The following is a 21,755-nucleotide window of genomic DNA, read 5'->3' as shown; positions in this document are numbered from 1 at the left end:
CGCGCTCGTCCTGCCCTTTTCAGGCCGCCCATTCACGCCGGACGGCTGACCAGAAGCTTGTCGATCCGGCGCCCGTCAAGGTCGAGGATCTCGATGCGCAGGCCGTGCAGGGTGAAGACGGTGCCGATCTCGGGCAGCTGGCCGGTCTCGTCCAGCACCAGCCCCGCCACGGTCTGGTAGTCGCGGCCCTCGCGCAGCACGATCCCGAAGGCATCGGCGAATTCGTCGGCCGGCATCCAGCCCGCCACCAGCACCGAGCCATCGGCGCGGGTCACCATCTTCGGCTCATCGGGTTCGCCCGCATCGTGAAAATCGCCGGTGATCGCTTCCAGAAGGTCCATCGGCGTCACGATGCCTTCGAAATGGCCATATTCATCGAAAACCAGCACGATATGCGCGGGCGAGGTGCGCAAGGTCTCGACCACATCAAGCGCCGACATCCCGTCCAGCACCACCGGCGCCGGAAGGATCAGCGCGCGCAGATCCGCCGTCTCGGACCGCGGTCGATGGTCCAGAAAGTCATGTGCCGAAAGCACGCCGACGATTTCATCCGCGCCACCGTCGCGCACCGGCAGCCGCGAATGGCCGGTCTCGCGGAAGCGCTTCACGATCGCGGCGGGGCTGTCGCTGATCTCGACCAGCTCGACCTCGTGGCGCGGCGTCATCAGCCCCTTCGCCGTGCGGTCGGCGATGCGCATCACCCCGGCGATCATCTCGGTTTCGGCGGCCTCCATCACCCCGGCCGTCTGCGCCTCGGCCAGCACCATCTTGACCTCTTCATCGGTCATGTTGCTTTCGGTGGTGCCGGATTGGCCCAGCACGAACAGGACGACGCGCCCCGAAACATCCAGCAGCCAGACCACCGGCGCGGCGACGATCGCGATCAGCTGCAGAAGCGGCGCGATGCGCACGGCGACCGCCTCGGGACGGCGCAGAGCGATCTGTTTCGGCACCAGCTCGCCAAAGACGAGCGAGGCATAGGTGATCGCCACAACCACCCCGCCGACGCCCAGCGTCTCGGAAAGGCTGACTGACAGCCCCTGTGCAGCCAGCCAGTCGGACAGCCGCGTGCCCAGCGTCGCCCCCGAGAAGGCGCCCGACAGCACCCCCACGGCAGTGATGCCGATCTGCACCGAGGACAGGAACCGCCCCGGCTCCTCGGCCAGTTTCATCGCGATGCGGGCGCCGCGACTGCCCCGGCTTGCCAGAAGCTTCAACCGCGCCGTGCGCGAGGACACGATGGCCAGCTCGGACATGGCAAGAACGCCGTTGACGAGGGTCAGCAGCAGGACGATGGCGATTTCAAGAAACATGGGCAGGTCCGGAGTTGCGGATCAGGACGGGCGAGACGACGGGACAGAGGCCGGGGCCGCGCAACGGGCATGGCGCTCCGGGCTGGCCGGGATCGGGGGCAAGGCTGGGGTCGCAGGGCATGTCCCTCAGGTAGGGATCGCACCGCGGCGGCACAAGCACAATCTGCACCCCCATACGCGCGGCTGGCCGCGGATTTGCAGCAGCACAGCCGGTGCCAGCCGCTTGCGCTTGACGAGTCACGACGGCTTCGCACATCATCGCCGCGTCCCAAGACCCTGCCTGCCCTTTCCATTCGCAAGATCCTATTTTCAAGGAGTGATCCAATGGCAAATCTGCTGTTTCGTCGTGTGTTCGATCTGTCGAGCCTGCATCCGGGCGACTTCCTGATCGGCAGCTCCACGGCAACGACGACCCTGATCACAATGACCTTCGGTACACGGGTGCTGACTGTCTCCGGCACGTTCACCCTCACCGACGGCGAGGTGACCGGCGGCACCGTGACCGGGATCTCGCTGCGCGACGGTGGCGTGGCCCAGGTCGACATGACGCATCTTGCGCTCGATTTCGACCGCTTTCAGGAACTGCTCGCCGATGACGATCTGGCCGGGCTGATGGCGGGCAACGACCGGCTGACCGGCACCAGCTCTGCCGATCGGTTGAACGGCTTCGACGGCGCGGATCTGCTGTCGGGGCTTGGCGGCAATGACGTGCTGTTTGGCGGCGCGGGCAATGACACGCTGGACGGCGGCGGGGGCAATGACAGCATGATCGGCGGCACCGGGGATGATCTTTACCGGGTCAACAGCGCCTCCGACAGCATCACCGAATTGGCGAATGGCGGCTTCGACCGGGTGGAGACCACGCTGTCGAGCTACACGCTCGGGCGCAATGTCGAGGCGGTGACCTTTACCGGCGATGGCGCCTTTCGCGGCACCGGCAACGGTGGCGACAACCTGATCCGCGGTGGCGGCGGCGCGGATTCGCTCAGCGGCCTTGCAGGCGACGACACGCTGAGCGGCGGCAACGGCAATGATACGCTCATCGCCGGCGAGGGCGACGACCTGCTCGTGGGCGATGCGGCTGGCACCGAGGCGATCCTTTCCTCCGCCACCCCGGCACCCAGCGATCCGGACCGGCGCATCACGCTGACCTCGGGCCTGCCCGAGACCTCCACCACCGGCACCACCACGCTCACCGGCACGATCAACAACGCGGCGGGGGGCAATGTCATCAACCTTGCCTTCGTGCTCGATGTGTCGGGCAGCATGGGCGATGCCTTCACCGGCACCGATGTCGGCGATCAGAACGGCGACGGCGCCGCCGACACCCGGCTTGATGCGGCCATCGCCGCCTTCGAGCAACTGGTCGAGACGATCGCCGCACTCGGCCTGTCCGACCGCGTCAACATCGCCCTGATCCCCTTTGAAAGCTCCAGCACGATTGCCGCCACCGGCTCGCCCGTCTCGGATGCCAACGGCAATGGCGCGGCCGATATCATCGATGCCGCCCGCGCGCTCGACTATGACGGCAGCACCTATTACGATGCCGGGCTGCAATCCGCGATCACGTTCTTCAACGCCGCCCCCGAGGGCAGCAATCAGGTGTTCTTTCTTTCGGACGGTGCGCCGAACGGCAATGACTACAGCGCGATGCTGACAAGGCTCCGCGATTCTGCCGGGATCGATGCGCAGATCCGCGCGCTCGGCTTCGAGGCGGCGGGCAGCTATTACGACGTGCTCGACCTGCTGGACGACGGGCTGCGGAACGGCTCGGCGATCAACGTGACCGACCCGGCCTCGCTCGATGCCGGACTTCTGGGCTCGCAGGTCTCGACCGAAGACATCGCCGGGCTCGAGGTCTGGCTCAACGGCACGCGCATCGCGACGCTGACGCCCGATCAGTTCACCCAGACCCCGTTCGGCTGGCAATATTCGGTCACCATCCCCGGGCTCGACTCGACCGGCACCAATATCGTCGAAACCCGGCTGGTGCTGAACGATGCCGATGCCACCACCATCACCAACACCCAGACGATCACCGTGGGCGCGCTGACCTCGAATGACTCGCTTTCGGGCGGGGGCGGCAATGACACGCTTGACGGCGGCGCCGGGGTCGACACGCTCGCAGGCGGCAGCGGCAACGATACCTACCGCGTCGACACGACCGGCGACCGGATCGTCGAGGCGGTGGACGGCGGCACCGATACGGTCGAAACCACGGTCAGCTTCACGCTCAACCGCGCGATCACCGCGAATGTCGAAAACCTAGTGCTGCTCGGGTCGGACAACATCAACGGCACCGGCAATGCGCTGGCCAACCGCATCACCGGCAACAGCGGCAACAACGTGATCGAGGGGATGGGCGGCGATGACACGCTGATCGGCGGTTTCGGCAATGATTTCGTCTCGTTCCGCAACGGGACAGCGGTCAACGTCTCGCTCTATGCGGGCTCGGCCACCCTGCCCGGCGGCGGCGACGTGCTGACACTCGTGGATTTCGAGAACGTCATCGGCTCGGCCTATGCCGACAGCATCGTGGGCGATGCAGGAGACAACCTGTTCATCGGCCTGGGCGGCGATGACACGCTGAACGGCTACAATGGTTTTGACACGATCGATTATTCCGCCGCGACTTCGGGGCTGACCGTGACCCTGTCGACCTGGGACGATACTGTGCGTTCCGCCAATGGCGCCGAGGGGACCGACCATCTGAGCTACATCGAAGCGGTGATCGGCTCGCGTTTCGCCGACACCATGACCGAGAGCACCAGCTACATCACCGACAACCGGCTCGAAGGAGGTGAGGGCAATGACCTGCTCACCGCGGCTTACGGCGATGACACGCTGATCGGCGGCGCGGGCAATGACACGCTTGCGGGCGGCGGCGATTACGGCTCGACGCATTACATCGACTTTGTGGATTATTCCGCAGCGACGGCGGCAATCAGCGGAGCGCTGGCGGGAACGATGACCGGCACCGCCACCGGCCGTGACGTGCTCTCGGGCTTCGAGCACATCCTCGCCACCCGCTTTGCCGACAGCATCACCGGCTCGGATGCGGCGGAATGGATCGAAGGCGGGGCGCAGGGCGACACGCTGTCGGGTGGAGGCGGTGCCGACACGATCGACGGCGGCGACGGGCTCGACGTGATGAGCGGCGGTGCAGGCAATGATCTGTTTTACGTCGGTGTCGGCGGCGATCAGGTGCGCGAGAATGCGGCCGAGGGCAATGACACGATCATTGCCGCGGTCGGCTACACGCTGGCCGATGTCGATGTCGAAAACCTGACCCTGACCACCACCGCGGGCGTCACCGGCATCGGCAATGCCGCCGACAACGTGCTGACAAGCGCCGCCGGGTCGGATCTGCTGATCGGTCTTGCGGGCAACGACACGCTGATCGGCAATGCCGGCAATGACACGCTGCGCAGCGGGCTTGGCAGCGACGTGCTTTCGGGCGGCGACGGCACCGACCTGGCCGATTTCTCCGATCTGATCACCGCCGTCAGCGGCACGCTGTCGAGCTGGGGCAATGCCAGCTTCACGGCCAGCGCCTCGATCGTCACGCTGAACGGGATCGAGAATATCAACGCCACAAGCCGGGCCGACAGCATCACGGGCAATTCCTATGCGAACGTGCTGAACGGCAATGGCGGCAATGACACGCTGGGCGGGGACAGCGGGAACGACACGATCGACGGCGGTGCGGGGAATGACCTGATCAACGGCGGCTCGGACAATGACCTTCTGAGCGGCGGCGCAGGCAATGACTCGATCCTTGGCGATTACGGCTATGACACGATCCTTGGCGGTGCGGGCAACGACACGATCGACGGCGGCGGCTATTTCGATGTGGTCAGCTATGCCACACTCACCACATCGGGCATCCATGCCGATCTCTCGACCGGGGTGGTGACTGGCGAGGGCTCGGACCTTCTGCGCAATGTCGAGGGGATCGTCGGCACCGGCCAAAACGACGTGATCATCTGGAACAGCAGTTCGAGCACCTATACAGACTTCCGCTTCGAGGGCGGGGCCGGAAATGACTCGCTCGCGGGATCGGATGGCGATGACACGCTGACGGGCGGCACCGGCAGCGACACGATGGTCGGCGGCAAGGGCAGCGACACCTACGAAGTGGACCGCGCCACCGATGTCGTGCTGGAAATCGACACCTACGGCTATGATGACACTGTCCTCAGCTCGATCAACTACACGCTGGGCACCTATGTCGAAAACCTGATCCTCTCCGGCACGGCGATCCGCGGCACCGGCAATGCGCTGAACAACGAGCTGACCGGCAATGCGAGCAACAACACGCTTTCGGGCGGCGCGGGAGCCGACACGATCTTCGGCGGCCTCGGTCAGGACACGATGGATGCGGGGGCCGATGCGAATTACGACATGTTCGTCTTCACCTCCGTCGCGGACTCGGCGCGAGGTGCCGCCGACCGGATCCTGAACTTCAACATCGCACAGGACCGGATCAATCTTTCCGACATAGATGCCGACACGATCGACAGCGGCAACCAGTACTTCAGCTTCCTCGGCACGGCGGCCTTCACCGGCGCGGCGGGCGAGCTGCGGATCAGCCAGAGCGGCGGGACGACCTATGTGCAGGGCGACACCGATGGCGACCGGACGGCCGATCTGGTGATCGAACTGGCTGGAACGCTGACGCTTTCAAGCGCCAATTTCTATCTCTGAACCGGGAGCGTCGGTTCCCTCGGCCGGACGGGGCAAAGCCGCGACGGCAGAGATCTTATCCCAGACGGTGCCGCGCCAGCCATTGGCGCGGCGTCAGACCGAGTTCGAGACGAAACGCATTGCGCAGCGCCGCCTCGTTCGGAAAACCACTGCGCGCGGCGACATCGTTCAGCCCCCCTTGCCCCGGCGGCCAGCATCTCTTGCGCCCGGGCCAGCCGCACCTGCCGCAACCAGTCACCGAAACTGCCACCGGTGCGGGCGCGGATATGGCGGGTCAGGCTGCGTCGGCTCATCCCCACCCGTGCGGCCAAGGCATCCAGCGCCGGGCAGTCGACCGGATCGGCCCGGATCGCCTCCAGCGCCTCGGCCAGACGCCGCTCGGCCGAAGAGGCGATGGCGGGGGCGGCCAGCCGTTGCGGCTGCGCCCCCCGAACGCTGCGGCGCGACGACCAGATGCCGGGCCACCCGGTTCGCCTCACCCAGCCCCGAAAGCCGCGCCAGCAGATGCAGGCAGCAATCCAGCCCCGCCGCGACCCCGGCCGAGGTGACAACGGCGCCCTCATCCACAAACAGCGCCCCGACATCGACCTGCACCCGCGGAAACCGCCGCGCGAAGGTCTCGGCCCGCGCCCAATGCGTGGTGGCGCGGCGCCCGTCCAGCAACCCGGCCTGCGCCAGTCCGAAGGCACCAAGGCAAAGCCCCACCACGATCGCCCCCCGCGCCGCCGCCGCGGTCAGCGCCGCGACGATTTCGGGGCTGACCGGCTCGGCCGCATCGCGCCAGCCGGGCAGGATCACCAGATCGGCTTCGGCCGCAAGGGCAAGCGGTTGCAGCCCTTCAAGCCGCAGCCCGGCCGACGTGCAAAGGCCGGAAGTGGCCGCGCAGATGTCGACATGATGGGGGCCCTGCACGAAGGGCTCGCCGAAAACCGCGAGCGGCGTCGACAGCAGAAAGGGGCTGATCCCGTCATAGGCAAGCAGGGCAAGGCGCATTGGCCCGATTTAGCAGAAATATGTCCATCGGGCCAGTATCGCCGCGGGCTTGCGCCGATACTCTGGCCCGATCCAGCGAAAGGAACCCTGCATGACCCGCTGTCTGCTCGTGATCGACATTCAGAACGACTATTTCCCGGGCGGGCTTTTGCCGCTCTGGCAAGCCGAAGAGGTGGCGGCGCGGATCGTCACCGCGATCGGCCTTGCGCGCGCCGCCAACGACCGGGTGGTGCTGGTGCGCCATGTCGCGCCCGGCCCCGGGCTTCTGTCGGCACACTCCACGGGCAGCGCGATCCGCGCCGCCGTTCTGGCAGCGGCAGGCGCGGCCCCGGTGGTCGAAAAGACCTTTGCCGATGCGTTTCAGGACACCGATCTGACGACCGTTCTGGCCGGGGTGGAGGATCTTCTGATCTGCGGAATGATGACGCAGAACTGCGTCGTCTTCACCGCGCTCTCGCACGCGACCGAGGGGCTGCGGCTGCGGGTTCTCTCGGATCTTTGCACCGCGCCGAGCGAGATCGTGCATCGCATCGCACTGAGCGCACTCGGCTCGAAACTGCCCCTGAGCGAAACGACCGAGGTCTGGCCAGGGTAACCCGCTCTGAAAGCCGCGCCGTCAACGCATTGCCCAATCTTTTGGCGTTATGGGGCGATTTCCCATAACGCATTGATTTTTATTTCCTATTCCCATGATTGCATTGACGGGAAACCGCCCGCGTGGCAGGGTCGGACCCGAGGGGTCTGTCTGGTGCGTCTTCCGCGGTTTGCCGGTGACAAGTTCCGCCCGGCCGGGTTTCGTCGCAGGCCCGGTGACCGCCTCTCGTTCTCTGCCCCGCGGGTGGGCGCCTGCACGCCTGTTGCCCGCATGTCCTTGGAAAGGCGAACCCATGATCGAGAGCACGGAGCAGCTCGAAGCGCTCCTCATGCACAGATCGCTCAGCGATCCCGAGCTTGTCGCGGCCACCGAACGCGCCCCTGATTACCGGATCCTGCCCGAGGCCACCGTGATCAAGATCGGCGGCCAGAGCATGATCGACCGTGGCCGGTCGGCGATCTGGCCGATCGTCGAGGAAATCGCGGCCGCGCGCAAACACCATCAGATGCTGATCGGCACCGGCGCGGGCACCCGCGCGCGTCACATCTATTCGATCGCGGCGGGGCTTGGCCTGCCCGCCGGGATGCTGTCGCAACTGGGCGCTTCGGTCGCCGATCAGAACGCCGCGATGCTGGGCCAGCTGCTGGCGCGCTACGGCATTCCGCTCGTCTCGGGGGCGGCGCTGTCCTCGGTGCCGCTGGCGCTGAGCGAAATCCACGCCGTCATCTTCAGCGGCATGCCGCCCTATGGGCTGTGGATGCGGCCCGCGCCCGAAGGCGTGATCCCGCCCTATCGCACCGATGCGGGCTGCTATCTGGTGGCCGAACAGTTCGGCTGCAAGCAGATGATCTATGTGAAGGACGAGGACGGGCTTTACACCGCCAATCCGAAGACCTCGCCCGAGGCGAAGTTCATTCCGAAGATATCGATCGACGAGATGAAGGCCGCGGGGCTGCAGGATTCGATCCTCGAATTCCCGGTGCTCGACCTGATCCAGTCCGCGCGGCATGTCCGCGAGGTGCAGGTCGTCAACGGCCTCAAACCCGGCAATCTGACGCGCGCGCTGGCGGGCGAGCATGTCGGCACCATCATTACCGCGCGCTGAGGAAGGCACGACCATGTCCGAAACCAATCCCGGCATCAAACACGTCGCCTCGGCCCTTGCGCGTCAGACCCTGCTCGATGGCAGCCTGACCCGCCCCGTCGCAGGCAAGCGCCCGATCCGCATCCTGCCCTGGCTGCAGGTGGTCAAGATCGGCGGTCGCTCGATCATGGACCGCGGCGCCGAGGCGATCCTGCCCGTCGTCGACGAGATCCGCAAACTCCTGCCCGAACATCGGCTCTTGATCCTGACCGGCGCGGGGATCCGGGCGCGCCATCTTTACAGTGTGGCGCTCGATCTGGGCCTGCCCGTGGGCTCGCTCGCTCCGCTCGCCGCGACCGAAGCGGGGCAGAACGGCCATATCCTGGCCGCGATGCTGGCGCCCGAGGGCGTGTCCTATGTCGAACATGACACGCTGGCCAGCCAGCTGGCGATCCACCTTTCCGCCGCGCGCGCCGTGGTGGGCAGCGCCTTCCCGCCCTATCACCACCACGAATTCCCGGGCCAGCGCCTGCCGCCGCACCGGGCCGATGTGGGGGCCTTCCTGCTGGCCGACGCGCTGGGAGCCGCGGGGCTGACCATCGTCGAGGATGTGGACGGGATCTGCAGCACCGACCCGAACGGGCCCGAAAGCGCCGCGGCGCAGCTTCTGCCGGAGGTCACCGCGGCGGAACTGGCCGCCTTCACCGGCACGCTGCCGGTCGATCCGGCCTTTGTCGAGGTGCTGGCGACGGCGCGGCATCTCAAGCGGGTGCAGATCGTCAACGGCCTCGTCCCGGGCCGTCTGACCGCCGCGCTGCGCGGCGATCATGTGGGCACGGTGATCCACACCGGCGCGGCACTTTGAGACAAGACCGGGAGGGGCCCCGCCTCTCCCGGTCCGAAACCGGCAGATATCCGGGCGGCGCAACCCGGAACGGCGGATGATCGCCCGAAGCCACTGTGCGGGCTCAGCGCGCCAGGGCAAGCAGCGCGTCAAGATCGAGATCAGCCGCGATTTCGCCCGCAAAGGCCTCCAGCGCAGACTCGATCCGGGCGGCGTGATCGATCTGCGCCGCCTGCCCTCCCTGCGCGGCAAGCCACTGGGCGCGAAACGCGCCCGCGCCGAAAAGCCCGTGCAGATAGCACCCCATCACCCGGCCATCGGCCGAGATCGCCCCCTCGGCCCGCCCGTTCAAGGTCAGCCAAGGGCGGTTCAGAGCGGGGCCGGTGGTGCGGCCCATGTGCATCTCATAGCCGGTGACGCGGGCGCCGCTGGCATGGTCAAGGGCGTCGATTTCGGCAAGCCGCTTGGCCGGGCCGATCACCGTTTCAAGGTCGAGCAGACCAAGCCCCTCGGTTTCACCCGGGGGGCCTTCGATCCCCTCGGGGTCGCGGACAACCCGACCAAGCATCTGAAACCCCGCGCAAATTCCGACCACGCGACCGCCCCGGCGCAGATGCGCGCGCAGGTCGATGTCCCAGCCCTCGGCCCGCAGCGCGGAAAGCGCGGCGCGGGTGGCCTTCGATCCGGGCAGGATCACCACCGCGGCCTCGGGCGGGATCGGCTGGCCCGGACGCACCCAGCGCAGATCGACGCCGGGCTCGGCGGCGAGCGGGTCGAGATCGTCGAAATTCGCGATCCGCGGCAGATCGAGGACGGCAATCACCAGCGATCCTTTGGGGCCGGGACGACGGGCGAGCCCGAGCGAATCTTCCTCGGGCAGGCGCCGCGCCGCCTCGGACCAGCGCATCAACCCCAGCACCGACCAACCGGTCTCGGTGCGGATGTCATGGGCCGCTGGCGCAAAGATCGCCGGATCACCGCGGAATTTCGTCACGATCACGCCGCCCACCCGGGCGCGGTCCGAAGCACTCCAAAGGTGATGATGCCCGATCACCGCCGCCGTGACGCCCCCACGCGACTCGTCGCCCAGAAGCACCACGGGCAGATCGGCGGCCTCGGCCAGACCCATGTTGGAAATGTCCTGCGGGCGCAGATAGCGTTCCGCGCCGCTGCCCGCCCCCTCGATCAGCACAAGGTCATGGGCGGCTGACAGATGATCGAGGCTTTCGATCACCCGCGGCCGCAGGCTTGGCTTCAGCGCCTGATACTGTGCCGCCGAGAACCGCCCCAGAACCTGCCCCTGCACCACGACCTGCGCATCGACATCGGTCTCGGGCTTCAAAAGCACCGGGTTCATGTGGACCGACAGGGGCTGCCCCGCCGCCCGCGCCTGAAGCGCCTGCGCCCGGCCGATCTCGCCACCATCCGCCGTCACGGCGGCGTTGTTCGACATGTTCTGCGCCTTGAAGGGCGCCACCTTGAGGCCCCGCCGGGTGAAGGCACGACACAGCCCCGCCACCAGCAGGCTTTTCCCCACATCCGAGCCGGTGCCGAGCACCATCAGCCGCCGCGCCCTCATTTCGCCAGCGCCAGAAGCGCATCGAGATCAAGGTCTTCCTCGAGCTGATCGGCCAAGGCATCGAGCGTCGCCTCGATCTGTGCGGCGTGATCAAGCCCCGAGGTGCGCCCGCCCATCGCCTCGATCCAATGGCTGCGAAAGCCATCCGCGCCGAACAGCCCGTGCAGATAGCTGCCCATCACCCGGCCATCGGCAGAGACCGCACCTTCGGGGCGGTCGTCGAGCCGAAACCACGGCCGATCGAGCCCCGGCCCGGTGGTGCGGCCCATGTGCATCTCGTAGCCCGAAAGCACCTGCCCCGAGAGGCTGTCCGTCGCCCGCACCTCGGTCAGCAGCTTGTCGCGCATCATCACGGTTTCCAGATCGAGCAGCCCCAGCCCCTCGGTCTCGCCCGCCGGGCCTTCGATCCCGTCGGGGTCGCGGACAACCCGGCCAAGCATCTGAAAGCCGGCGCAAATCCCCACAACACGACCGCCCCGGCGCAGATGCGCGCGGATGTCCACATCCCAGCCCTGCGCGCGCAGCGTGGCCAGCGCCGCCCGGGTGGTTTTCGAGCCGGGCAACAGCACCACATCGGCCTCGGCCGGGATCGGCTGGCCGTGCCGGACCCAGCGCAGATCGACGCCCGGTTCGGCGCCCAGGGGGTCGAGATCGTCGAAATTCGCCACACCATCGAGATGCGGCACGGCAACGATCAGCCCCGCGCCAGCGCCCGTGGCCGGGCGTTCAAGCGCGAGCGCATCCTCGGCCGGAAGCTGCCCCGCCGCCTCGAACCAGCGCGCGACGCCCAGAAAGGGCCAGCCGGTCAGCTCGGTCATCGTTCGACAGGCGGGTTCGTAAAGCGAGAAATAGCCGCGGAACTTGTTGACGAGAATGCCTTTCACCCGCGCCCGCTCGGCCTCGTCATGCAGCATCCAGCTGCCCACGACGGCGGCCAGCGCCCCACCGCGGTCGTTGTCAGTGAGCAGCACCACCGGAAGATCCGCCTCCTCGGCCAGCCGCATGTTGGTGATGTCGCAATGCTTGATCCAGGTCTCGGTCGCCGCGCCCGCGCCCTCGACCAGCACCAGATCGGCCTCGGCGGCGATGCGGCGATAGCTGTCCATTACCGCAGGCATCAGGAAGGGCTTCAGATGGTGGTAATGCCGCGCGGGCCAGTTGCCGAGTGCCCGGCCGCGCAACACCACCTGCGAGCCGACCAGCGCCTGCGGTTTGAGCAGCACCGGGTTCATGTGGATCGAAGGCGCCAGCCCGGCGGCCCGCGCCTGCAAGGCCTGCGCCCGGCCGATCTCGCCGCGCCGCGGGCCGTCGGGTCCGGGGGGCAGATCGCTGTCCACGGTGACGGCGGCATTGTTCGACATGTTCTGCGCCTTGAACGGCGCCACTTTCAGCCCGCGCCGGGCATAGGCACGGCACAGCCCCGCGACAAGCAGGCTCTTGCCGACGTCGGAACTGGTGCCCTGGATCATCAGCGCCCGGCCACGACGGGGCGGCGGCGGCGTCAGCAACGGCACATCGAGGTCCGGCAGCGGTGGCACCGGGTCAGGATCGGGAAGCGAAAAGGTCATTGCAGGGTCCGTTCAGGCGGCAAGGCAAGCACGGCGCCGCGATTGCGCCCGGAAACCGGGCCGCACGGGGCCCTGAGGGAGATCATGTCTTTCGGCGCCATACCGTTCCTGTGGCAGTGGGCCGGAAAGCGGTAAGGGGACAGGCCCCGGACAAGCCGAAGCACCCTGCCTCCGGGCCCGCCGCCCGGGATGGTTTCTGGCCTGGCAGGTCTCCTGGCTTGCGGCTCGAACGCCCGTCGCGCCTTCCCGACCCGTGGGTCAGTGGCCATGCTTCAGGCTTGCCGCTTACAGTTGCGGGGGCAGCGCCGGACTTGCACCGGCTTCCCTCTTCGTCCGCGGGATCAGCCGCGGAACCAAGGCGCGGCGACCATGCGCGCTTGACCCGGGACTGTCAATTCCCCCCAAGCTTGCAGATTGACGCGGGCTCCGGCGCCTGTCACACCCAAGGCGGGATTGGTTCCCCGTTCGCGCGGGGATGAAAAGGGAATGTGGTGCGCCCCGGAAAAGACCGGGACAAAACCGCAGCTGCCCCCGCAACTGTGAGCGGCGAGCGACGGTCGAAAATGCCACTGGGGGCTTCCCCGGGAAGGCCGACCCGAGCCCGGACCCGCAAGCCAGGAGACCTGCCACCCCTCGGGCCTTGCCCGATTCAACCGGACGCCGGGGTGCGCGTCTGGCCCTCGGGGGTCCAGCCTCCGGGTGCCAAAACCCCTTCGTCCTTTCGCGTTTTGCGGCCGGGTGACCCGGACCGCCACGGAAGGGAACGACCATGTTTCTACACGGCAACCTGATGGCGGCCGCCCGCGCGCTGCTGTCAATCCCCCGCCCCGCCACACCGGGGCTGATGGCGCATCTGCCCGAGACGGGCAATCTGCTGACCCTCGCCCTTGGCGACCCGCTGGGGGGTGGCGTGGTTCTTGACCTGCCCCCGCCGCGCGCAGTGGTGCACCTGCACGGCATCCGCCGCACCGACCTCACGCTTGGCTTGACGGCGGATCTGCTGCAGGGCGCGGGCAATGCCGCGCGGGCCTGGCAGGGCTGCGTCGATCTGTCGAGCCCGGGGCTGCACCGGATCGTCGCCGAGGCTCCGGCCGGGCGCGATCCCGACGGCCGCGGGCTGATGCAGCACACGGCCCAGACTTTTGTTCTGCGCAGCACCGAGGCTGCAACGCCCGAGCCGCTCGGCCTTGCCGTCGAGATCTTGCCCGATGTGCTCGTGCCGGAGTTTCTGCCGGGGATGCGGTTTTCGGCCCGGGTTCTGGCGCAGGGGCGGCCCCTTGCAGCAACATCCGTGCATCTTGAACGGGTGGCGGCCGAACCCTTTGGCGGGCGTGTGCAAGCGTTGCCGGGCAACGCGGCCCCGCTCTGGATGATCGCCGAGACCGACCGCGCGGGGCGGTTTCAGCTCTCGCTGCCTGCCCCCGGTCTTTGGGCGATCACCGCCACGGGCCCCTTTGGCTGGTCCGGGCTGCGGCCGGTGCGACATGTCACCACGGCCTGGCTGCGCTTTGGCACCGCCTCTGGCACCGAGCCAGACAAATTTCCCGCGCGCGTGGACCATGCGCGGGCCGTCACGCCGCAGCGCAGGCCCCGCGAAATGCCCGCTTGACCTGCGGGCCGTTTTCGATTTCGGTACCCCCCGTCCAAGTTCCGGCCTGCGGGCCGGATTGAAAGGGAACACGGAACGGCCGCAAGGCCCAGACCGTGGCTGCCCCCGCAACTGTGAGCGGCGAGCGACGTCGACATGCCACTGGGATCCCCCGGGAAGGCCGACCGAGCAACGACCCGTGAGCCAGGAGACCTGCTTGGACATCACCCTTTCCGGGCGCGTGGGGCGCTGCGGAAGCGGCTTGATCCGCAGAGGTGAGCTGTCGCCGTCTGCGGAAAGCCCAGGCTTTTCCGCGACATCTCTCATGCCGGGCCTTCGGGTCCGAACGGAAAAGGTCTGTCCGATGCCGCGTTTGTCGCGCCTTGCTTTCATGCTCCCGCTCTTTGCCACCCCGGCGCTGCCCGCCTTTGCGCTGGAGGAGGAGGACACCACCATTCTTGACACGATCACCGTCGCCGCCTCGGCCGAGCCTGTCGCGTTAAGCCGCACCGGCGCCAGTGTCGACGTGCTGACCGGCGCCGAGCTTGAGACCGCGCCGCTGTCCTTTGGCGCGCTTGTCTCCCGCTTGCCCGGGGTCACGCTGATCTCGACCGGCGGGCTTGGCGCGGTCACCGATCTGCGCCTGCGCGGTCTGCCGGGGGCTTACCTCGGCACCCGGATCGACGGGATCGACGTTTCCGACCCGAGCGCGCCGCAGCTGCAGTTCGACTTCGGCACGCTGACCACGGCGGGGCTGTCGCGCATCGAGGTGTTGCGCGGCTCGCAATCGGCGCTTTACGGCTCGGAGGCGGTGGCAGGGGTGATCGACATCACCAGCTGGCGGCCCGAGCATGACGGAACCTCGGGGCGGGTGAGCCTTGAGGGGGGCTCGATGGGCACGCTTCGCGCCGCAGGTTCGGCGGGGGTCAAATCCGACCGGGCGGAACTGGCGCTGAGCCTGTCGCGCACGCTGACCGACGGGTTTTCGGCCTCTTCGCGCGGCACCGAGGACGACGGCTTTCGCGGCAGCTCGGCCAGCCTGCACGGCCGCTACGCGCTCACCGAGACCCTCAGCCTTGGCGCGAACCTGATCGGCGCCGACAGCCTTGCCGATCTCGACAGCACCGCGGGCGATACCGATGACACCGTCGACACGCGGCTGCGCGGCGGCAGGGTCTTTGCCACGCTGGAGAGCGGAGCAGTGACACAGGAGGTTTCGCTCGCCCGGATGCGAAACGAGCGGGTGTATTCCTATGGCTCGGTCTTTCAGGGCGACCGGCTGACCGAGGCCTATACCGGACGTTGGGAAGGCGCGGCCCTATCGCTCAACTGGGGCGCCGACCGGACCGAGGAAGATCTGGACATGTCGTCCTACGGCAGTCTGCTCGACACCGGCATCGCCACGAATGCGGTCTTTGCCGAAGCGCTTTGGGCGCCGCGCGACGATCTCGACCTGTCGCTTGCGCTGCGGCATGACCAGCACAGCCTCTTTGGCGGCGAGACCTCGGGGCGGCTTGGCCTTGCCTTCCGGCCGACACCGGACTGGGTGATCCGCGCCGTGGCGGCAACGGGGTTCCGCGCCCCTTCGCCCTATGAGCTCTGGAGCGATTACGGCGACGCGGATCTGCAACCCGAACAAAGCCGCAGCTTTGAACTTGGCGCCGAGCGGCTTTTCGCGGCGGGGTCACTCAAGGCCACGCTGTTCGACACGCGGATCACCGACAAGATCGACTGGGACCCGAGCGCAACCAGCTGCACGAGCTACGCGAACACCGGCTGGGCGGGCTGCTATGCGACGGTTTCGGGCACCACCCGCTCGCGCGGGATCGAGCTTCAGGGCAAGGCCGATCTGGACGCGGGTTGGCAGATCTTCGGCACCTACACCTATGCCGACGCCGATGTGCGCGATGCCGGCACCACCACCCGCGCCGCAAGGGCGCCGCGCCATGTGCTGGTGGCGGGGGTGAGCCGCGATTTCGCCTCGGGCTGGCAGGGCACGTTCAGCGCCCGCCATGTGGCCGACCGGCTCGACAAGGTCAGCGGCGCGCTGGTGTCGATGCCCGATTACACCGTGGCAGACATGACGGTGAGCTACGCGTTGACCGACACGACCCGGGCCAGCCTGCGCATCGAGAACCTGTTCGATGCCGATTACGAGACCGTCACCGGCTACAACCAGCCCGAGCGCGCGGTCTATCTTGGCATCGGCACGACATTCTGACGATGCGCCTGCGCCCTTTCCCCAAACCCGCCTCTGCCCGGCTCAGGACCCGGGCAGGCGCTCTGGCGCTGATCGGCGCGCTGGCACTGCCTGCCGCGGCTGCCCCCGGCCGCGTCGTCTCGATCAACCTGTGCACCGATCAGCTGGCGATGATGCTGGCCGCCCCGGGCCAGCTTGTGTCGGTCACGCATCTGGCGCGTGACCCCGCCGCTTCGGTGATGGCCGAGGCGGCGAAAGCCTGGCCGACCAACCGCGGCCGCGCCGAGGAAGTCTATCTGATGCATCCCGATCTGGTGCTGGCCGGGCGCTTCACCGCGCAACCCACCGTGGCGATGCTGCGTCGCCTTGGCATTCCGGTCGAAGTCTTCGAGCCCGCCACCAGCTTTGCCGACATGCAAACGGACATCACCCGGATGGGGCAGGTCCTTGGGCGCGAGGCCGAGGCTGCGCAGATGACCCGCACCTTCGCCGCAAGGCTCGCGCAGATCCGCGCCGCGACGCTGCCCGGTCCGCGCCCGCTCGCCGCAACATGGTCGGCGCAGGGCTACATGTCGGGGCACAAGAGCCTTGCGGGCGAAATCCTGACCACCGCCGGGTTCGACACGCTCGCCGCCCGGATGGGGCGGGACCGGGGCAGCACCCTGCCGCTTGAAGCGCTGGTGATGGCCGCGCCCGATCTGGTGGTGACGGGCCGGATCGAGAAGGGGTCTTCCCGCGCCGAGGAACCGCTGACCCATCCGGCCTTCCGTGCCCTGACGGGAAACCACGCCGCACTGGAGGACCGCGACTGGATCTGCGGCCTGCCCTCGGTTCTCGACGCCACCGAACGGCTCGAGGATATGAAATGACGGAAAGACAGTTGCATGTCGGGCTAGGTCTGGCGCTGGTCGCGCTGGTCCTCGCCTCGCTCCTGACCGGCGTGGCCGAGGTCGCCCCCATGACCGCCCTCAAGGCCCTTTTGACCGGCGGCGAGGGGCCGTTGGGCATCGTCATGCGGGAAATCCGGCTGCCGCGCGCGATCCTTGCGGCGATGGTGGGGGCGAGCCTTGGCCTGTCCGGCGCAGCGTTGCAGGGGCTCTTGCGCAATCCGATGGCCGAGCCGGGCGTGATCGGCATTTCCGCCACGGCGGCCTTGGGTGCGGTGATCGCGCTGCAGACGGGCCTTGCCGCCAGCTTCGCCCTCGCCCTGCCGCTGGCCGCGCTTTTGGGCGCGCTGCTGGGCGTGGGGGCGATCCTGTTTCTGGCCGGGCGCGGTGGCGGCACGCTGGCGCTGATCCTTGCAGGCATCGCTTTGTCGGCGCTCGCTTCGGCGCTCACTTCGCTCGTCCTCAACCTCTCGCCCAACCCTTTCGCCGCGCAGGATATCGTGTTCTGGATGATGGGCTCGCTCGCCGATTGCTCTTTCATCCATGTCGCGATCTCCGCGCCGTTCATGGCGCTTGGGGCCCTGCTGCTTGCCCGCTCCGGGCGCGGCCTTGACGCCCTGACGCTCGGCGAGGACGCCGCCGCCTCGATGGGCATCGATCTGACCCGGCTGCGCCTCGCGGTGATTGTTGGCACAGCGGCTTCTGTGGGCGCGGCGACGGCGGTGGCGGGCACGGTGGGCTTCGTCGGCCTCGTCGTGCCGCATCTGCTGCGCCCGCTTGTGGGCGCGAGCCCCGCACGGCTCTTGCCCGCGGCGGCCTTGGGCGGCGCGGTTCTGGTGCTGATCGCCGACATTGCGGTGCGCAAGGTGCTACCGGGGCAGGATCTGAAACTCGGCGTCCTGATGGCGCTCGTCGGCGCGCCGGTGTTTTTGAACCTGATCTGGCGGATGCGAGGCCAGCCATGACCCTGATGCAGCTTGAAAATCTGACCGTGACGCGGAGCGGCCGTGTCACGCTGCATCCCGCCAGCCTGCGGGTGGATGCGGGCGAGTTCATCGGCCTGATCGGTCCGAATGGCGCGGGGAAATCGACGCTTCTGCGCGCGGGCCTCGGGTTGATCCCAGCCTTGGGCAGCTCCTCGCTTGCCCGGCTCACGCCCGCCACCCGCGCCCGCGCCGCCGCCTGGCTGCCGCAAGCGCGCGAGATCGCCTGGGGGCTGCGCGTCGCGGCGCTGGTGGCGCTGGCGCAAAACGGCAACGCGACGGCCCCGCAGGTTGCCGCGGCCCTGACGCGCATGGATGTGGCGTCGCTCGCCGATCGCCCCGCCACCGCGCTTTCGGGCGGGGAACAGGCGCGGGTGCTGATCGCCCGCGCCTTGGCGCAGGACACGCCGCTCCTTCTGGCCGACGAGCCGATCGCGGGCCTTGACCCCGCGCATCAGCTCGCCTGCATGCGGGTCTTTGCCGATCTTGCCGCCGAGGGGCGCGCCGTCATCGCCTCGGCGCATGATCTTGGCCTTGCCGCGCGGTTCTGCACCCGGCTTCTGGTGCTGCATCAAGGCCGGATTGTTGCTGACGGCCCGCCCCGCACCGTGCTCACCCCCGATCTGCTGCGCAAGGTCTTTGCCATCCGCTGCCATCTGGCCGAGACCGAGGCCGGGCTGATCGTGCAGCCGCTCGAAGGCGTCACCGCCCCGGGCTGACAGATCGCTCGCGGGCGAGCATGCGCGCCTCGGCCGCATGCAAACGCGCCAGCGCGGCCTGCGGGCATCCGGTTTCCGCCAGCGCCCGCGCCCAGAGCCGTCCGACAGAGGCCGCCGACCAGGGCAGCACCGCGTCGCGCACCCAAGCCCGCGCGGGCGGCGGCAGCCGGTCGAAAGCCGCCATCGGATTCGCCCGGAGACGGCAGGGCAGCGTGGTGGCAAGGTTGCGCCGAAGGCCCCCTGCCCCCATGCTCACGCCCCCCAACACGGAAACGGATCGGGCAGACCGGCCCAGACCTCTGGCGTGAAGTCCAGGGCCGGAACCAGCGCCGCATTCAGCCGCGCACAGATCCTGTCGCGATCCAGACCCGCGCCGATGAAGACGATCTCCTGCCGCCGGTCGCCCCAGGGCTCGGCCCAGTGCCGTGCAATCTCGCGCTGCGCCTCGGGATGCGCGGGCAGCCGCTCGGGCGGGACCGAGGCCCACCAACGCCCCAAGGGCGTGATCCGGGCCGAAGCCCCCGCAAGGCTGAACTCCAGCGCCCAATCGGGCCGCGTCGCCAGCCAGAAATGCCCCTTGGCGCGGATCACCCCGGGCAGAGCGCCCCCCAGAGCAGCCTCGATCTTGCCCGGATCGAAAGGGGCGCGGGCGTGATAAACGAAGCTCGAAATCCCGTATTCCTCGGTTTCGGGGGTGTGGTTGGCGAAGCCGTAAAGCTCTTTCGCCCAAAGCGGATGCTGCGCCGCACGGTCGAAATCAAAGAGCCCGGTGTCGAAGATCGCCTCGGCCTCGACACGCCCGAAATCGGTCTCGATCAGCCGCGCATCGGGGTTGAGCGCCTTGATGATCTGCCGCGCGATCCGCAGCCTTTCCGGCCCGGCGTCGGTGACCTTGTTCAACACCACCACATCGGCAAATTCGATCTGCTCGGTCAGAAGGTTCACCAGCGTGCGCGCGTCCTCCTCGCCAAGGCTTTCGCCGCGATCGGCCAGAAAATCGTTCGAGGAGAAGTCCTTGGTCAGGTTGATCGCATCGACCACGGTCACCATGCAATCGAGCCGCGCGATATCGGAGAGGCTGGCGCCGGTCTCGTCCCGAAAATCGAAGGTGGTGGCGACGGGCAGCGGTTCGGCGATGCCCGTGCCCTCGATCAGCAGATAGTCGAACCGCCCCGCCTCGGCCAAGGTCCGCACGCCCTTGAGCAGATCGTCGCGCAAAGTGCAGCAGATGCAGCCATTGGTCATTTCGACAAGCGTTTCCTCGGCGCGGTTCAGCTCGGTGCCCTCGCGGATCAGATCGGCATCGATATTCACCTCGGACATGTCATTGACGATCACCGCAACGCGACGCCCGGCGCGATTGTTCAGCACATGGTTCAGAAGCGTCGTCTTGCCCGCGCCCAGAAAGCCCGAGAGCACAGTGACCGGAAGGCGGGTGTCGGAAGGGGGAAGGGTCATGAAGGTCACCTAATGTTATATCATTACATTTTTTCTACTGCAGCGTCCCGCCGCGTGCAACCATGACCTTGAAGGCAGCGGGCAGCGCCCCAACCTGAAGACTTGCGACGGTCAGCTGGCCGAGAGGCGCAATGCCACGTCCGCGCGGCCCGTGCGCTGCCCCCGAGACGGGCCATTCTGCGCGCCAGCGCACAACACATGCCGGATCTTCGCCAATTTCAATTTCTCGGCACAGGCCCAGATTAAAGACATCGCAACAGGGAGGCTCCGATGACTTTCAGACCCGTTCTGGCCACCAGCACCGCACAACCGGCCATCGAAGGCGCGGGGGTGCATCTGCAACGCGTGTTCGGCTTTGGCGATCCCGCGCTCACCGATCCGTTCCTGATGATGGATGATTTCCGCAACGACGACCCGCGGTTTTATTCCAAGGGCTTCCCCTGGCACCCGCATCGGGGGATCGAGACGATCACTTATGTTCTTGACGGACAGGTCGAACACGCGGATTCGCTGGGCAACCGGGGGCTGCTTGGCCCCGGCGGCGTGCAGTGGATGACCGCGGGTTCGGGCATCGTGCATCAGGAAATGCCCTTCGGCAATGCCGAGGGGAAAATGCATGGCTTTCAGCTTTGGGCCAACCTGCCTTCTGCGTTGAAGATGACCGCGCCGCGGTATCAGGACGTCGCGGCGGGGGATATTCCGATCGAGGGCGATGAGGACGGCACCACCGTCAAGGTGATCATCGGCAGCTTCTGGGGCAAGACCGGTCCGGTCGATGGCATCGCGGCCAATCCGATGCTGCTTGACGTCTCTGTCCCGCCGGGGCGGCGCAAGGTGCTGCCGGTCGACACGCGGGCGAATGCGCTCGCCTATGTCTTTGCTGGCTCGGGGACGTTCCGCGATGCCAGCGACCCCATCGGCATCAAGGTCGAAAAAGAGTATCGCGGGCAGGAACTGGCGCTGCGCGACCGGACGGGCAATCGCACGCTCGTGCGTTTCGGCGCGGGGGATGCGATCACGGTGCAGGCGGGCGACGAGGGCATCCGGTTTCTTCTGATGACCGGTCGCCCCATTCAGGAACCCGTCGCCTGGCACGGGCCGATCGTGATGAACACGCAAGAAGAACTGCATCAGGCGTTGCGCGAACTGAACAACGGCACCTTCATCAAGCACGGGTGACCACGCCCCAGCCGGGCGGCAGGTTCCTTGCGGATTCGGGTCATCGAAGGAAACGCAC

17 protein-coding genes and 3 riboswitches are annotated in these 21,755 nt (G+C 67.7%); of the genes, 10 read left to right on the top strand and 7 right to left on the bottom strand.

Going from position 1 to position 21,755, the window contains the following annotated elements; translation table 11 throughout:
* Positions 1–32 precede the first annotated feature (32 nt).
* Positions 33–1,313 carry a hemolysin family protein gene (locus tag ACTTAI_RS06195; RefSeq protein WP_444454928.1) on the bottom strand — a complete coding sequence of 427 codons (1,281 nt, stop codon included), beginning with the start codon at positions 1,311–1,313 and terminating at the stop codon, positions 33–35.
* A 324-nt stretch (positions 1,314–1,637) separates the two neighbouring features.
* Between ACTTAI_RS06195 and ACTTAI_RS06190 the strand changes: the two genes are divergently transcribed.
* Complete coding sequence (locus tag ACTTAI_RS06190) at positions 1,638–6,020, top strand: beta strand repeat-containing protein (protein WP_444454927.1); 4,383 nt, start codon at positions 1,638–1,640, stop codon at positions 6,018–6,020.
* On the opposite strand, the gene ACTTAI_RS06185 is transcribed toward ACTTAI_RS06190, so the two are convergent.
* The gene (locus tag ACTTAI_RS06185) at positions 6,011–6,313 is read right to left on the bottom strand and encodes a hypothetical protein (protein ID WP_444454926.1); all 303 of its coding nucleotides are present in this window, start codon (positions 6,311–6,313) and stop codon (positions 6,011–6,013) included. The genes ACTTAI_RS06190 and ACTTAI_RS06185 overlap by 10 nt on opposite strands.
* Positions 6,255–7,013: an AraC family transcriptional regulator gene (locus ACTTAI_RS06180; RefSeq protein WP_444454925.1), complete on the bottom strand. Its 759-nt coding sequence runs from the start codon at positions 7,011–7,013 to the stop codon at positions 6,255–6,257. The genes ACTTAI_RS06185 and ACTTAI_RS06180 overlap by 59 nt, the downstream gene beginning before the upstream one ends.
* A gap of 91 nt (positions 7,014–7,104) precedes the next feature.
* Between ACTTAI_RS06180 and ACTTAI_RS06175 the strand changes: the two genes are divergently transcribed.
* The 3 genes from ACTTAI_RS06175 to ACTTAI_RS06165 all read left to right on the top strand — a co-directional run bounded on the left by ACTTAI_RS06175 (position 7,105) and on the right by ACTTAI_RS06165 (position 9,557).
* Complete coding sequence (locus ACTTAI_RS06175; protein ID WP_444454924.1) at positions 7,105–7,608, top strand: isochorismatase family protein; 504 nt, start codon at positions 7,105–7,107, stop codon at positions 7,606–7,608.
* A gap of 292 nt (positions 7,609–7,900) precedes the next feature.
* Entirely contained in the window at positions 7,901–8,713 is an 813-nt protein-coding gene (locus tag ACTTAI_RS06170) for an amino acid kinase family protein (protein WP_444454923.1), read from the top strand.
* Between the two features lie 13 nt (positions 8,714–8,726).
* A complete protein-coding gene (locus ACTTAI_RS06165) occupies positions 8,727–9,557 on the top strand; it encodes an amino acid kinase family protein (RefSeq protein WP_444454922.1) in 831 nt (276 codons plus the stop codon).
* Between the two features lie 103 nt (positions 9,558–9,660).
* Here the strand turns inward: ACTTAI_RS06165 and ACTTAI_RS06160 are convergent, their stop codons facing one another.
* Together ACTTAI_RS06160 and ACTTAI_RS06155 are read right to left on the bottom strand one after the other, a co-directional pair.
* Complete coding sequence (locus ACTTAI_RS06160; protein ID WP_444454921.1) at positions 9,661–11,115, bottom strand: cobyric acid synthase; 1,455 nt, start codon at positions 11,113–11,115, stop codon at positions 9,661–9,663.
* Entirely contained in the window at positions 11,112–12,683 is a 1,572-nt protein-coding gene (locus ACTTAI_RS06155; protein ID WP_444454920.1) for a cobyric acid synthase, read from the bottom strand. Before ACTTAI_RS06155 ends, ACTTAI_RS06160 begins: the two co-directional genes overlap by 4 nt.
* Positions 12,684–12,869: 186 nt before the next feature.
* A riboswitch (cobalamin riboswitch) is annotated at positions 12,870–13,056 on the bottom strand.
* A 63-nt stretch (positions 13,057–13,119) separates the two neighbouring features.
* A riboswitch (cobalamin riboswitch) is annotated at positions 13,120–13,328 on the top strand.
* 124 nt (positions 13,329–13,452) lie between these two features.
* Here ACTTAI_RS06155 and ACTTAI_RS06150 point away from each other — a divergent pair.
* From ACTTAI_RS06150 to ACTTAI_RS06130, 5 genes are all read left to right on the top strand, one after another.
* Positions 13,453–14,292 (top strand): DUF4198 domain-containing protein, encoded by an 840-nt coding sequence (locus ACTTAI_RS06150; RefSeq protein ID WP_444454919.1) that lies wholly within the window; start codon positions 13,453–13,455, stop codon positions 14,290–14,292.
* Between the two features lie 19 nt (positions 14,293–14,311).
* Positions 14,312–14,506: riboswitch (cobalamin riboswitch) on the top strand.
* Positions 14,507–14,635: 129 nt separating this feature from the next.
* Entirely contained in the window at positions 14,636–16,492 is a 1,857-nt protein-coding gene (locus ACTTAI_RS06145; RefSeq protein ID WP_444454918.1) for a TonB-dependent receptor plug domain-containing protein, read from the top strand.
* 2 nt (positions 16,493–16,494) lie between these two features.
* Entirely contained in the window at positions 16,495–17,340 is an 846-nt protein-coding gene (locus ACTTAI_RS06140) for an ABC transporter substrate-binding protein (protein WP_444454917.1), read from the top strand.
* On the top strand, positions 17,337–18,323 hold the full coding sequence (locus ACTTAI_RS06135; RefSeq protein WP_444454916.1) for a FecCD family ABC transporter permease: 987 nt from the start codon (positions 17,337–17,339) through the stop codon (positions 18,321–18,323). Before ACTTAI_RS06140 ends, ACTTAI_RS06135 begins: the two co-directional genes overlap by 4 nt.
* A complete protein-coding gene (locus tag ACTTAI_RS06130) occupies positions 18,320–19,060 on the top strand; it encodes an ABC transporter ATP-binding protein (protein ID WP_444454915.1) in 741 nt (246 codons plus the stop codon). Before ACTTAI_RS06135 ends, ACTTAI_RS06130 begins: the two co-directional genes overlap by 4 nt.
* On the opposite strand, the gene ACTTAI_RS06125 is transcribed toward ACTTAI_RS06130, so the two are convergent.
* Both ACTTAI_RS06125 and ACTTAI_RS06120 read right to left on the bottom strand, forming a co-directional pair.
* Positions 19,044–19,310: a DUF6525 family protein gene (locus ACTTAI_RS06125; protein WP_444454914.1), complete on the bottom strand. Its 267-nt coding sequence runs from the start codon at positions 19,308–19,310 to the stop codon at positions 19,044–19,046. The genes ACTTAI_RS06130 and ACTTAI_RS06125 overlap by 17 nt on opposite strands.
* A 2-nt stretch (positions 19,311–19,312) precedes the next feature.
* Positions 19,313–20,518 carry a GTP-binding protein gene (locus ACTTAI_RS06120; RefSeq protein ID WP_444454913.1) on the bottom strand — a complete coding sequence of 402 codons (1,206 nt, stop codon included), beginning with the start codon at positions 20,516–20,518 and terminating at the stop codon, positions 19,313–19,315.
* Between the two features lie 270 nt (positions 20,519–20,788).
* On the opposite strand from ACTTAI_RS06120, the gene ACTTAI_RS06115 reads away from it, so the two are divergent.
* The gene (locus ACTTAI_RS06115; RefSeq protein WP_444454912.1) at positions 20,789–21,697 is read left to right on the top strand and encodes a pirin family protein; all 909 of its coding nucleotides are present in this window, start codon (positions 20,789–20,791) and stop codon (positions 21,695–21,697) included.
* Positions 21,698–21,755 lie beyond the last annotated feature (58 nt).

The sequence above is a fragment of the Rhodobacter capsulatus genome, from assembly GCF_052363175.1.
GTDB classification, from domain to species: domain Bacteria; phylum Pseudomonadota; class Alphaproteobacteria; order Rhodobacterales; family Rhodobacteraceae; genus Rhodobacter; species Rhodobacter capsulatus_D.
Note: the sequence above shows the minus strand (reverse complement) of the source record. Positions and strands in the feature narration are given on the sequence as shown.